This is a genomic window from Halocynthiibacter namhaensis, assembly GCF_000812685.1.
GTDB classification, from domain to species: Bacteria; Pseudomonadota; Alphaproteobacteria; order Rhodobacterales; family Rhodobacteraceae; genus Halocynthiibacter; species Halocynthiibacter namhaensis.
Genome location: NZ_JWIF01000026.1, coordinates 1 through 12,211, shown reverse-complemented (window position 1 = coordinate 12,211; position 12,211 = coordinate 1). Strand labels below are relative to the sequence as shown.

Below are 12,211 nucleotides of genomic sequence, written 5' to 3'. Positions count from 1 at the left end.
CCTTCGTAAGGCGTCAGCTTTTTTCGCGGCGGCGGACCTCGACCGCCTACGGAAGAGATGATCATGTTTATAGATGACCACCGTGATCATCTTGGCGTCGAGGTGATTTGCAATGTTTTGCCGATCGCGCCTTCCACCTATTACCACCGCAAGTCGATTGATCGTTATCCCAAGAAGGCATCGGATCGAGCAAAGCGTGATGCCATCATAATGACTAGGATCACCCATTTCTGGGAGAATAGCGGGAAGCGCTATGGGGCGGTTAAGATCTGGCATGACTTGCTCGACGATGGGTTTGTCGTCGCCCGTTGCACGGTTGTTCGCCTTATGAAAAGCATGGGGATACAGGGAATTACACGCGGAAAGGTGACTACGACGAAAAGCAACCCTGCCTTGCCATGCCCTGAAGACAAAGTGAACCGAGAATTCAAAGCACCGGCCCCGAACATCTTGTGGGTTGCAGACTTTACCTACGTCAGGACCGCAGTCGGCTTTGTGTATGTGGCGTTTATCATTGATGTCTTTGCGCGCTACATTGTTGGCTGGAAAGTCTCTTCTTCTCCCAATGCCCAGATGGTGCTTGATGCTTTGAACCAGGCGCTGGCTGCGCGTCAACCGGACCCCAAAATACTTATTCATCACAGTGACAGGGGCGTTCAATATTTGTCGATCAAATACACTGAACGGCTTGAGGAAGCCAAAATTGATCCCTCAGTCGGCAGCGTTGGTGACAGCTATGACAATGCGATGGCCGAGACAATTAATGGCCTCTACAAGGCTGAGGTCATTGAACATGAGGGCCCTTGGCAAGGCAAAAAAGACGTCGAATTTGCCACGCTCGATTGGGTCCATTGGTTCAATCACGAACGCCGCTTTGGACCCATCGGATACATTGCTCCAGCACATGCAGAAAGGAACTTCTATGACAGCCTGAACACTGTTACTCTCGCCGCAGAATAGGAACTCAACTGTCTCCGATAAACCCGGTCTGGTTCAGTTTTTAACGATCACAGCAGTTTTTCGACATAGAATAAAGTATCCTGACAAACATCGCTCAACTCGCGTAGGAACCTATCATGGCCAGACAGAATGGAAACTATGATGTCTGAAACCTGGACGACCACAAACTATCCGAAAGACCTACAGTTTGAAGCATGGAAAACAATGATTTCCAGCACAGCTTACGAACTGTCGTTCGACAAACCAGAGACCGTTGGTTTCAACGCGGACCATAACGCATTTCATTTGAATAGGCTGGGGTTATTACACGGAACGACTGATGGGTTCGCTTGCGAGCGCACAATGCGAGACATCCGCAGGTCGGACGTTCCCTTTTACGCCCTACATGGAACCACGGGAGGGCAGCAACTCATCGATTATTTGGGCGTAAGTTTCGAATTGAACCCGGGGGATACATATCTTTGGGATAGCGAACACATTGGCAAACTAAACGTCCCCAAACCCATAAATTTCTTCTCAGTAGCTATACCAAAACACATTTTGAACGCCAACTTACCGCACCAATCTGATGTCAAGGTTGGGCCCACCAACCCAGCGACCAAAAGTCTTCTTTATTCTGCGATCAAGACGACACTTTCCAACGCGAATAGTTTCGATAAAAGCGAGACACAAGTCGTTGAAGATGTCATCCTAAGCCTGACCGTTGCGGCCTTCTCCCATCCTAAGAATGACGCGCAGCTTACCTACCAAGAAGCAAAGACCATATTCAGAGCCGCATTGAAGACCCAAACCTGTCCCCTGCTCAGGTTGCATCAGCGCTTGGGATTTCTCTGCGTGGTTTGCATATGGCGTTTTCGGAAAGCAGTGAGACTTTCGGGAGTTATCTCCAAAATGCGCGTATCGAACAAGCCGCATTAGATCTACGACAAAATTCCAACGGCTTCCAAAGCATTACGGAAATTGCGTATAAACATGGCTTTAGCAGTTCTTCGCAATTCAGCCGGGTTTTCAAACGTTACCTGAAACTTACGCCACGTGAGTATAAGAAAATCCATTCCTAAAACGTAAGCCCCAAGGGAAGACCCTCTCCCTTGCTTTGAATTATGTTGTGACGCCAGTTCCTGAGCTGTATTCGGTGCGCTGACCTGAAAATATTTCATCATCAAATATTTTTACGCAACCCTCCCTTATTTGATGCATTTTTTTACAAAGTCATGTGCCAGCCTGCCGTCTAATGCGGGGCAGGCAAGCTGTCGACTAGCACTAGATTCCGTCAAATCTGGAAAGATAGTAGTTAACTCTGTTCTCGCATCTTTACTTAGGGCAGATATAGCTGTCGAACCAAGAAAAAGACTTTCTGTATAAACACCATTCGCGACCACAATCACATGTGTGTCACATGCAAAATGCACATAAGTAACTTCTTTTACGTCCTTATCTATGCATATTCCACTAATGTCTGTAAGTTTGATTGCGGGTACGAGCTTAGCATCTGGGTTAGATCTTCCAGACTTATTGTTCCGAGAAATGAGAATACGGTGTTGTCGCGAAACAAGCAGGTCGCTAGTAGGAAGTCCTTCTCCTAAAGCACCCTTAGAAATTCTCACGGGCCACAATTTTTGATTGGCCTGCAATTGCCCGTAATCATAGCTACGCTTATAGATATACCGAATTGGTGCCTCAGTGAACTCTCCCTCACTATTTTGTACTCTAACTTTATCGCCAATCACAAGATCTCCAGCGCTTTTTGGTCCGCCGACACATAGCAATTCAGCTTCCGAGGAGAAGCAAACAACCATTCCATCATCAAATTGTTGATATAGTAAAGAGGTCTGTGGATTGATGGTTGTTTCATTGTAGGTTGTGTTAGCCTGCATCTGACTGCCACCGGTACTATCGCGATGGACCACATAGTCATTGCCATTAAGTGTGATTTTATAGAAGATATTCCCGCCCTGAGAGCCACCATTAATACCAATCTCGGCACCGCTAAGAGGGGTTTGTAAAGCAATTACTTGACCAACGAGTGCTGGGTCGTCGCCGCCAGTAATCACCCCAGGAGAAGAATCATCTGACAATCTTTGTAAACTACCGTCGTTATCTTCAACTACAATCGAAATCCCATTTAATATAGCGCCAGTTGTGATTGTTCCTAGCGTCGTAGCATTCCCAAAATCAAGCGTGGTGAAATCCGAAGCCGCATATATTGTAAAACGAAAAAAAGCCATTCTCTAATTACCCTGTTTTGTGAAAGCGGGGCGTCATTTCTCAACGACCCACGTCGCAGCACTGTAAACATCAAGTCACTTCGCGCTCAAGCCACTTCAGTATCGATCATCGCCTGATAAGCCCATGGCATCAAGTCATTCATTCGATTAGCGGGATGGTCTTGAATGCGTTGCAGCACCCAAGCAAGCCATGCCTCAGGATTAACGCCGTTCATTTTGGCCGTTTCAATCAGGGTGTAAGCGATAGCCGCAGCATTTCCCCCAGCCTCAGACCCCATGAATAGGTAGTTCTTCCGGCCAAGGGTTGGCGCTTACCCTAAAACGATACCAATCTCCTCCCTAATATCCCAGTGACCCCAAATCGCGTTTCACCTAGCGGGAAGTTGAGAGCAAACACTTCTTACAACTCAAGGCAATGTGTTAGGCGTAGGAAACGCCACGTTTTGGCCGCTTTCTCATAAATCGCAAGCTCGATTTGGATGACATATCATATGCAATATAGATTTAGATCTAAGCTGAAATCCCAATATATTTTGGAAAGCACATTGGTCACAATGGCCCTTACAATATGCACTTTGGGCTTGGCCATCTTTATCTTGCCGAAACAAATACTGCGGACATTTATCAACCAAACTGCAGTTTACGATATGGCCGGACAAGAGATAGGCATGTTGGATTGTAATATTGAGATCCGTACAAGCTTTCCGCGCGTGTTAATGTGGGTTCTGCTGACGGTGCTAACACTGGGGCTGGGCTATATTGTGTTCATCTATCGCATTGTAATTCAAACGCTCGATCACACACATATATCCCTTTACAATCGGCCGGCAGAGCACCGTAAAAATAGCAGCCTTACACTTTAATCTGGTGAACTAAACCCGCTAGGTCGGCTCATAAATCGCGGCCACAGTTGTCTTCAATATGTAAATTCCGTCAATGCCCTCAGTGTCTGCACCAAGGGCATTGACGGTAGTTTGCATTCCCAGTTCATTCAATCCACGAATGAACACAAGTGTCCATCATGGGCCCAGCCGGTCACTGGCAAGTCTCTATGTTCTTGTGGGGTGCCGTATTTTGAAATGTCCCTATAGGCGCTCAAAACGCGAACCCAGTGCCCTTGCCGTTCGCGTGTGTCCACAGTCACAATCGCGTAGTGATTAAGCGATCGCACAGCTGGGTGATCCGTACCTGGCCCCATGCGCACTGTAATATACCCATCTGGTTGTTCTACTTCACACACCATAACTTGACTTTCGCCAGCAGGATTAAGAGGCCAAGTCGTATCACGGGCAAGACCCCCAAGATATAGGCCCGCATTTACTGGCACGATTGTGGCAAACGAAACTGCCATCGCAATTATAGAGTTCTTAAACATGTTTTTGCCTTTCAGATGGGGAATTAAGATTGCCCTGGTTATAATTGTTTCAACCGGTTCCAAGCCGCAGTGAACCCTGCCAGTGACACGCCAAGATCAACGCCTTGGGTGTTCGTTTGGGTCAGGTGGATCATTGCTGTATCCCCAGTTTTCAGACGCTCAAGCGCTGTTGCTTCAAGGGGTCCTTGTGCGATGCAACCCGCAGGCAGGCAGGTCCAAAACCACATATGCGCCAGGACTTCGTCTTCGATACTGATCTGCAAACCTTTGGACAGATCCAAACCGAAGGGCGCTATTACGTTGATATCGCTTCCGTCTTCAGTTGCCGCCACGGAGATGACCAAAACACGTTGACCCGTGCTTTGTTGCCGCAACTCCTGGGTCATTTCGCATATTTGGCCCGGATCGGTGCAGCGCACGATCCAGTCACCATATGTTTCCGTCAGAGATGAGGATGATGGCGCTTGCGCAACTTGGGCTTCGGCCATCCCATTGCTTCCCGACAGTCCAAATCCAAGTCCAAATAAAAATGCAGAGGCCAAAGCACTCTTGCGCATCACGTTTTGCATTCGTTTTCCTTTTCCAAAAGCATCAAATGGGTTCAGGGGAACGTCCACCGCCCCTTATGTAAAAAGCCCGGCAACATAATTGGGTTACCGGGCTTATTGATCTGTTGATCCATCAGGATCTGGGTTTTGTTACCACTGAATGTTAAGACCCGCGCTCAGACCGAGGCCACGACCGTCGCCACCAAATTCACGACGATAAGAAGACTCACCGTAAATTTTTGTGCCTTCACTGAGGGCTAGGGACATCCCCATGCCGACTTCACCCCAATTGGCACCGGCCTCAGAGGCAAAATCCACGCCCCCAACGGACACTTTATTGCCGGCAGAGAAATCATGCATAAGGTTACCGATGACATAGTAGCTGGCATCGCGACCAGAAACCGCAGAACTGTCTTTGAACTCATAGGCAAGTCCCAGGCGGGCGATCAGGCTTTCATTGTTGCCAAGGTTCACTGATGTGCCAAAATCATCCGTAAATGATCCGCCATCCACGGTGCCCCAGGTCAACTGCGCCTGCGGCACAAGCGTCCGATCTGCATCAAGGGCGATGCGTTTGCCGGTTTCGACGCTCAACGCATAGGTCCGTGAATGCACACCTTCCGCACGCAGACCATTCGCGGATGAGGTATAATCAGAGCTGACAGAATTAAACTGACCCTGAATATCCACATACATGCCCTGTGAGCCATACCACGTTGCAGTTGCGCCAAGACCAAAGCCTTCTGCATCGATGCTGCCTGTGCCAAGTGCTGCAGCAATATCGCCTGAGATTTTGCCATATTGCGCAGTCGCACCAAAGACCCACTGGCCGGTAGCACTTGGATCAATCGCATAATCCACGCCCGCTTGGATCGAGAATTTATTGCTATCGACACCGACATTGCTGGATGTGGTCACGTCTGTACGATCACCCGCGATACGCAGCCAAGCGCCGCTTAGCCCAGTCTTCTCAGTGCCCCATTGGCGTTGTGCAATACGTTGCTGCAAGGACGTCATATCGTTGAAGCCTCCCAGAACCACAGGGGCGGCTTCATACATCGCACCCGTGCTGTTAACTGCGCCCTGAAGCACAATGTCATTCCCGACACCGCCAAGGGTGTAATCAAACGCACCAATCGACAAAGAACCACCAGCAAGTGTGAAGTTCGTTACAGACGTCCCTCCCGCAGCGGTGATCACCCGGATGTCATTCCCCGTCGCGTTCCCTGACAGGCTGTTGACGGAAATCATCGTCGGACCAGTGTAAGTACCATTGATGATAAGCGCATCGCTGCTGTCAATTGATGTATCAAGGTCGACAAGCAGCGCACCTGTACCGGAATAATCCCCGGCAATGGTCACCATGTCGCCAGAAACACCATTTTGCAGCATCATCTGGCCATCGTTCATCACGTCACCAGAGAATGTATAGACACCCGCGCTTGTGCCGGAACTTACAAAGCGAGACCCATTGTCAATGACCAGATCACCCGTCAACGCGAATGCAGAACCGCCGTCAAGAACACCACTATTTTCAATGCTCAGGCCGCCACTGCCAACGGTAAGGGCTGTATCGGTAAACGAAATGTTTGCGCCGTCAACTGTAATAGTTTCCCAGTTCAGGATATTCCCACCAGTTACCACCGCCGTCAGGCCATCAAAGGTTAGACTATCAGCCGAAGCATCAACCCCACCATCAAGAACCGTGGCCGCTGCGAAACTTGCGCTTGCGCTGATAACAGCTGTGTCAGACCCGTCACCGCCATAAAAGCCACCGTTCAATGTGCCACCGCTCCAGATTAGCTTATCAGTGCCAGCACTAACGGCATCATCCGCTTGGATATCACCGGTGAAACTGCCACCAACAAGATTGAACGTATCATTGCCTGCACCCAAAAGCGCATCACCTGTAATGTCACCAGCCGTTGTCACAACAACATCACCACCGATTTCATCGATGCCGTCCTGATCCGCATCGCCATCACGAATGGCAACATTGGATGCGCTGCTGTCGATTGTAACACCAGCAGCGATATCAATCGTGCCGCCCGCAGCAGCAATCGTATGAATGCCTGCGCTGGAACCTGATCCAGATACCACCTTACCGCCTGTGACATTCACATCATATTGGCCCGTGCCGTTTGTCTCAGCGCGGATACCGTCTGCAAGATCTGTCGTGACCTCGCCACCGTTCATGGTGATGGCTACGTCTCCTCCGGAATTCGCATTGCGGATCTTAGCCAGCAGCCCATAGGAATGATCGCCAAGGGTCGTGATTGACGCCCCTGCCCCGTTCAACACGACCGTCGCGTTCCCTTCACCATCGTTGCGCGCAAACAAGCCGCGAGACGCATAGCCGTCGGTTGTGATAGACCCATCCGTCATCGTGACCAACGCATCACCTGTCGACGTCACATCAGTGACGTCAGAAAAGGCGCCAAACGCGAAATCACCATCGGTGGTGATCGTGGTTTGCATAAGGGTCACTGTCGCATCGCCGTCGCCATCAGTTTGGGCAAACGCACCGTGAGCAAGGTCAGCGCTGGCGGTCACACCTGTGGAAATCGCACCACCTGACGCTGTGACGGTCGCATCGCCATCGCCAAGGTTCAAAGCATACAGACCAGCCGCTTCGACACCACTCGTGGCAATTGAACCGCCTGTCATGTTGACAGCCGCAGTGGCTGTTGACACCGCATTGTCGATCTCGGCCTGAACGCCATGCGCGTTGTCGCCAGTGGTTTCAATTACGGAAGCCGCACCATTCAGCGTAGCGGTGACATCACCAAGACCTTCGTTGGTCGCATACAGGCCGCGCGAGCCGTCATCACCTGTATTAATTGTGCCACCCGACATCACCACAGACGCAGTCGCTGTTGACGCGCTGTTGCGAATGAAGGCCCGAACGCCATATGCATGTTCGCCAGTGGTATCAATTGTTCCACCAGACATGGTGGCCATTGCATTGCCCAAACCTTCTTGACGGGCAAAGACCCCACGTGCGCCATCACCTACTGTGGTAATAACGCCGCTACCCATCGTGACGATTGCGTTGGCATTCGAATTCGTATTCGTAATATTCGCCAGCGCGCCATGTGCGAAGCTGCCATCGGTTTGGATGGTAGACGAACCGCTCAACATGACCGTTGCATCACCAAGACCCGCGTTCAGCGCATAAACGCCCACTGCATCATTGCCATCCGTGTCAATTTCGCCGCCTGACATTTCTGCTTCTGCAATACCCGCTGACGCAACATTGTCGACCTCAGCCTGAATGCCATGCGCGTTATCACCTGCTGTCGTGATTTCACTAGCGCCATTCGCTTCGTTTAGCGTGGCAGTCGCATTGCCAAGACCTTCGTTCGTCGCATACAAGCCGCGTGACTCAGCGGCACTTGTATCAATTGTGCCACCGGTCATCGCCACAGACGCTGTCGCTTGTGATGCGCTGTTGCGAATGAAGGCCCGAACGCCATATGCATCTATGCCCGTGGTATCAATTGTCCCACCAGACATAGTTGCCATCGCATTTCCCAGGCCTACTTGGCGTGCAAAAATTCCACGTCCGCGAAGACCCGCTGTGGTAATATGGCCGTCACCCATTGTGACGATCGCTGCACCGCCTGAATTCGCATTGGTGATGTTAGAGCGAATTCCGCTCGCATCCGTGTTGCTTGTACCGATCATGCCAGCGTTCTGAGCGTTGATAACAATATCAAAACTGCCCGCAGGACCCTGCGCTGCGTTCCCTTGCCCAGCACCTGCTTCCGCATTAATGCCGCCCACTGCTGTGCCATTCAGATCAATCGTCAGAACAATACCGTTCGCAGCATAATCGATGTCATTGGCTGAACCTACGTAAGTCGTGGTCGTACATGACACCATGCCATTGGCGGTTGCGCCACATTCATTCGCAGCACTCACTTGACCAGTGGTCAACCCACCAATCACCACAGCCCCAACCCCAACCATAGGGGCAATTGACGCAGCAACACCCTTAAATTTGGTCATGCGGCCGCCATTCATAATCACTTTGCGCAGGTGGTCAAATGCCACATTGTTTGATTTATTCGCTATAGTCACAATTGAAATATTTTTGCGTTGCGTGTTGACGCCGGGGAATAGAGAAGTTTCAGTCTGAATTCCCCGCCCAGATCCCAACATCCCGGTGACCGACCCACCCCATATTTGGGCAACGCTTCACGTTCGATATTAGAGAGTGGGAACAGGCCTAAAACCAAAGCTCCAAATCCAAATACCTATGTGATACGGCCACCACCCGCTGAGCGGGATCGTGCGCTTAAAAGGTTTCCAGTTTTGCGAGACCCGATATGTGCTGCCTTCGAAACCAACCCAAATAGGCACCACACCATGAATCTCCGTCACGCTTTATGCACCACCATCCTAGCAATTTCCCCAATGGCCGCACTGGCCGGCAACCTGATCGAACCGCAGCCAATTGCGCAGGTCACACCACCTGCCCCCGTTATGGATTGGTCCGGTGCCTATGTAGGTCTTGGTTTTGGCACTTACTCAGGTGACGCAACCGTTAGCGGCGGCCCCGGCAGTGGTCAAATTGATCTCGAAAGCGACACAGGTGCACAGATCTTTGGCGGCTACCAATTCCAAAACGGATCATTCGTTTATGGCGGCGAACTTGCCTTGCGCGTCGGCGGTGGCATATCGCTCGAACAAAACCCAGGCCTCGAGTTAGACAAAGTTTTTGATCTCAAAGCACGCCTTGGTTATGCCCTAGATGACGTTTTGCTTTATGGTGTGATGGGATATTCATCCGCTGAAATCACCGATGGTCTGGATGACATTTCAGTATCCGGCATGAACTATGGCATTGGTGTTGATTACGCGGTAAGCGACAATTTTGTTGTTGGTGCTGAATATCTTATGCGTAATCTGGACACTTCCAATCTCAATGGTTCTGGCTCTAACTTTGATGGCGATCTAAACTCGTTTTCTCTGCGTGCCGCCTATAAATTCTAACCCCATATATCACATCAGATTGTGAGGCCGTTTTCTACAATTCGCCTCATGAGACCTCATCCGTATAGTGCCCTCATAATACGGATGAGATAAGGGAACCATTGTCACAGTGGTTCCCCATTTTTATTGAGCCCAAGCAATGCACCGCAGACGACCAAATCCAACATCGCTGGATCTCCAATTTGGGTAAATACCGTACCTGCCGCTTTGGTACTGCCCCGGGTGCGCATTTAGGCTACCTTCCGTCGAAAGCGGCCTAGCTTTTCCAACTCAGTGCGAGCGGAAACGTCGCGGATGGTAAAACCCGTTGGTGTATTCAGATGCACGACAGTGGGATGCATCAGCACCCCAAAACTGCGCCGATAAGGCATCGAAAACCAAGCGGTGGGCAATCCAAACACCACCACAGATCTGCATGTCTAGGCACCAATCTGCTGCCCTTGCTTCGTACAAAACCGAGGATATTCATAAGACAAGCTACAATTGAATGCGACAGGTCTAAGTAAATGACACATACAAGGAGGTATTTCATCTAAAACAATGAGATACGGCACAGCCATTAGAGATTAGATGCATCACAATGCAATTTCCTCGAGTTTCCCTTTACACGGTTTCGTTCGCTCTTCACTTGGCATGTATGCTCCACCCAAGCGCGTTGCTGTTCGGCGATGACCAATCCGCGCGCGTGGTTTATTGCATTTGGAAAATTTACCTGAGTTTCACTCCAATAAAGCGGTGCATAAGCCCCCCCTTGAAGAACGTAACGACTTTCATGCGATAAAGCAAAACCAAGCAAGTTGGCATCATGTCGAAATGCGATATTAGCGCCTTGCTTGAAGGTGCCTACAATTATGACGGCTATGCCAATTGAGATTAGGAACCGGACCACGTGGCGTTTTTTCCGGACACCCGAAGTGACCTTCCAAAGCAACCAATGCCATAGGGCAGAAGAGAGGGAAGATATAAAAACAAAGGCAAAGCCAAACATAAATATTGGGCTGAATAGCATAGTAAAATAATTTTCTCAGAGTTTGAGGAATCTAGAGTGTGCGAGGCGCCGGAAGGGAGAGTTTTGCTAAGCCTTAACGCTACGTATAGCTGAACCATGCCCAAAAAAATACAAACGCCGCCCACAAGAAAGCACTTAGTAATACTGCGATGATAAAAACTGCCTCCGAAATTGGTCTGTTTGGGTCCATGTTCACTCCATAGTTTCCCGGTGAACATAGAGCATCTCCAATGAGCCGTATCCCCAGAAGAACCGATAGTTCACTGATCGGGATAAGAGGCTCTCCTTAAGAACGGCACGCATGTGATCTTCTTAAAAAGGCAACTAACAGCGGATGAACGGATCCGGCGCAATAAATGGGACACACGCCGTCAGGCAGAAGGTGCTATTTTCCAGTATATCAATGGTTTTTATAATCCACGCCGCCGTCATTCATCGCTGGGTGGCAAAAGCCCCTTGGCTTTTGAGCGAAAGGCCGCACACCCGTGGGAAGACATAGCCTATCCGTGCAGCCAGTGTGAGATGGCTTTCACGTTCATGACGCCAAATCGGGCAAAGGGGGCAGTCCTTTTTCCTGAGGGTCGGTTTGGCCCTCAACTCATCCAGTATACGTTGGGCATTGGGATCATCTAGATACAGTCGAAGAGCCGTTATGGCCTTTACGAGACGGGACCGCGGTTTTATCACGAGATCGCCGGTTGACGTGCCTCTAGATCGCAGCGACCTATTCAAGGCAGAAGTCATCCACAAGTTGGGGTCATGGAAATCCACAGGGTTGGTCAAAACGGAAAACCCTGAAGTAGGTTGGTCTTGTCGCGGTTTAGTTCCGGTCTCTTTCGAGCAATGTTTGCTATGAAGGAGATAGAGAATGGCAAAGAGATACACAGACGAGTTTCGCCGTGATGCAGTGCGTATCGCAACGACCAGTGGACTGACACGACCACAAGCGGCTTCTGATTTGGGGGTTGGGCTTTCGACGCTGAACAAATGGGTTCAACAGCATCAACACGATGACCTGATGTCAGGACCGCATGAAGACGTTGAGAAGGAGAACACGCGGCTTCGCAAGGAAGTCCGTCTGCTGCGCGAGGAG

Annotated in this window: 9 protein-coding genes, 3 pseudogenes and 1 other annotated feature; of the genes and pseudogenes, 7 read left to right on the top strand and 5 right to left on the bottom strand. The window is 50.2% G+C overall.

Annotated elements, in window-relative coordinates; all coding sequences use genetic code 11:
- The 3 genes and pseudogenes from RJ38_RS04960 to RJ38_RS19480 all read left to right on the top strand — a co-directional run.
- A pseudogene (locus RJ38_RS04960) lies at positions 1-960 on the top strand (IS3 family transposase); the annotation flags it as partial.
- Positions 16-132: a sequence feature (AL1L pseudoknot), on the top strand. (Overlaps the previous pseudogene by 117 nt.)
- Before the next feature lie 141 nt (positions 961-1,101).
- A complete protein-coding gene (locus tag RJ38_RS18790) occupies positions 1,102-1,878 on the top strand; it encodes an AraC-like ligand-binding domain-containing protein (protein ID WP_039017795.1) in 777 nt (258 codons plus the stop codon).
- Complete coding sequence (locus RJ38_RS19480; protein ID WP_082005639.1) at positions 1,806-2,021, top strand: helix-turn-helix transcriptional regulator; 216 nt, start codon at positions 1,806-1,808, stop codon at positions 2,019-2,021. The genes RJ38_RS18790 and RJ38_RS19480 overlap by 73 nt, the downstream gene beginning before the upstream one ends.
- A gap of 126 nt (positions 2,022-2,147) precedes the next feature.
- On the opposite strand, the gene RJ38_RS18020 is transcribed toward RJ38_RS19480, so the two are convergent.
- Together RJ38_RS18020 and RJ38_RS04940 are read right to left on the bottom strand one after the other, a co-directional pair.
- Entirely contained in the window at positions 2,148-3,188 is a 1,041-nt protein-coding gene (locus RJ38_RS18020; protein WP_052245206.1) for a Hint domain-containing protein, read from the bottom strand.
- 86 nt (positions 3,189-3,274) lie between these two features.
- Positions 3,275-3,490: pseudogene (locus RJ38_RS04940) on the bottom strand (transposase domain-containing protein); the annotation flags it as partial.
- 177 nt (positions 3,491-3,667) lie between these two features.
- Between RJ38_RS04940 and RJ38_RS19475 the strand changes: the two are divergent.
- Entirely contained in the window at positions 3,668-4,051 is a 384-nt protein-coding gene (locus RJ38_RS19475) for a DUF6693 family protein (protein WP_420319409.1), read from the top strand.
- Between the two features lie 128 nt (positions 4,052-4,179).
- Here the strand turns inward: RJ38_RS19475 and RJ38_RS04930 are convergent, their stop codons facing one another.
- From RJ38_RS04930 to RJ38_RS04920, 3 genes are all read right to left on the bottom strand, one after another.
- Positions 4,180-4,563, bottom strand: coding sequence for an SH3 domain-containing protein (locus RJ38_RS04930; protein WP_156121758.1), 384 nt, complete (start codon positions 4,561-4,563; stop codon positions 4,180-4,182).
- A gap of 38 nt (positions 4,564-4,601) precedes the next feature.
- Positions 4,602-5,132, bottom strand: coding sequence for an invasion associated locus B family protein (locus tag RJ38_RS04925; protein WP_052245205.1), 531 nt, complete (start codon positions 5,130-5,132; stop codon positions 4,602-4,604).
- Between the two features lie 129 nt (positions 5,133-5,261).
- Positions 5,262-9,122 (bottom strand): autotransporter outer membrane beta-barrel domain-containing protein, encoded by a 3,861-nt coding sequence (locus RJ38_RS04920; protein WP_162183550.1) that lies wholly within the window; start codon positions 9,120-9,122, stop codon positions 5,262-5,264.
- 360 nt (positions 9,123-9,482) lie between these two features.
- On the opposite strand from RJ38_RS04920, the gene RJ38_RS04915 reads away from it, so the two are divergent.
- The 3 genes and pseudogenes from RJ38_RS04915 to RJ38_RS04900 all read left to right on the top strand — a co-directional run.
- On the top strand, positions 9,483-10,109 hold the full coding sequence (locus tag RJ38_RS04915; RefSeq protein ID WP_082005638.1) for an outer membrane protein: 627 nt from the start codon (positions 9,483-9,485) through the stop codon (positions 10,107-10,109).
- 1,345 nt (positions 10,110-11,454) lie between these two features.
- A pseudogene (locus tag RJ38_RS18785) lies at positions 11,455-11,598 on the top strand (IS3 family transposase); the annotation flags it as partial.
- 388 nt (positions 11,599-11,986) lie between these two features.
- Positions 11,987-12,211: transposase (locus RJ38_RS04900; RefSeq protein WP_039017787.1), on the top strand; the 225-nt coding region annotated here is incomplete at its 3' end.